This window comes from Pseudomonas asplenii, from assembly GCF_001293465.1.
GTDB classification, from domain to species: domain Bacteria; phylum Pseudomonadota; class Gammaproteobacteria; order Pseudomonadales; family Pseudomonadaceae; genus Aquipseudomonas; species Aquipseudomonas fuscovaginae_B.
Genome location: NZ_JSYZ01000046.1, coordinates 1 through 803 on the forward strand (window position 1 = coordinate 1; position 803 = coordinate 803).

The following is an 803-nucleotide window of genomic DNA, read 5'->3' on the forward strand; positions in this document are numbered from 1 at the left end:
AACGGGCGGTTCATAACAGCACTGCCTGGGCGGCATGTGCCGTCGCCGCTGATGGCCGAACGGTGTTGAACCCGGTATCTACCGCCGACAGCGTGTCGACCCAATAGGCCTCCCGCTGGGTGATGTAGGCCGCCCGGTCCTTGCACTCGCCTGGATAGACGATCACCTCAAGGACCGAGAAGTCCCAGTCGGTGATGTCGGTAGCTTTCAGTGCAGTGTGGAACTTGCACTCGCTCGGTTTGCTCAGGTGTTGCCACCAGCGAAGGGTGAACGGCTGGGTGGTCTGGCCGACGTAGACTCGGCCGGTAGACTTCTGCCGCACCTGGTAGATCACCGGCGGTGACCGGCCCTCGCTCGCCAGGTGGTACTCCGAAAGCTCACGCCCAACCGCGGCCTTCTGGCACGCCTCGGCGCAGTAGTCGTGGCTCTTCGTCTCCGTATAGGGGTCGTTGTACTTGTCGATCAGCTTGAACACCTTGCCGCATTCCTTGCAGGCCCTGTCCTCAAACCGGCTCAGCAAGTAGGTGTCGCGCTCGCCAATCTCTTGGATGAGCAGGAGGTAGTCGTGCTTGGCCATATCCTTGCGCAGCACGGCCATGGGGAATTTCCGCTCGTACTCCTGTTCCACGCCGGCGCGGGCGCCCTTACGGTCTTCCGCCTCGACCAGCCCGCTGAACACAGGCGGCCACGCCCATTCGTCTTCGTCATACTCGTTCTTGGCCGGGCGCCGGCCTTTGATCTGATAGTAGAACTTGGTCATGGATGCTCCATGCAGGCGCCACCCTCGCCGGGCGGCGTTCATC

General features: G+C 62.4%; 1 protein-coding gene. It reads right to left on the reverse strand.

The genetic code is table 11. From position 1 onward, the window contains the following. Positions 1-10: 10 nt before the first annotated feature. A complete protein-coding gene (locus PF66_RS30980; protein ID WP_054064817.1) occupies positions 11-760 on the reverse strand; it encodes a GIY-YIG nuclease family protein in 750 nt (249 codons plus the stop codon). Positions 761-803 lie beyond the last annotated feature (43 nt).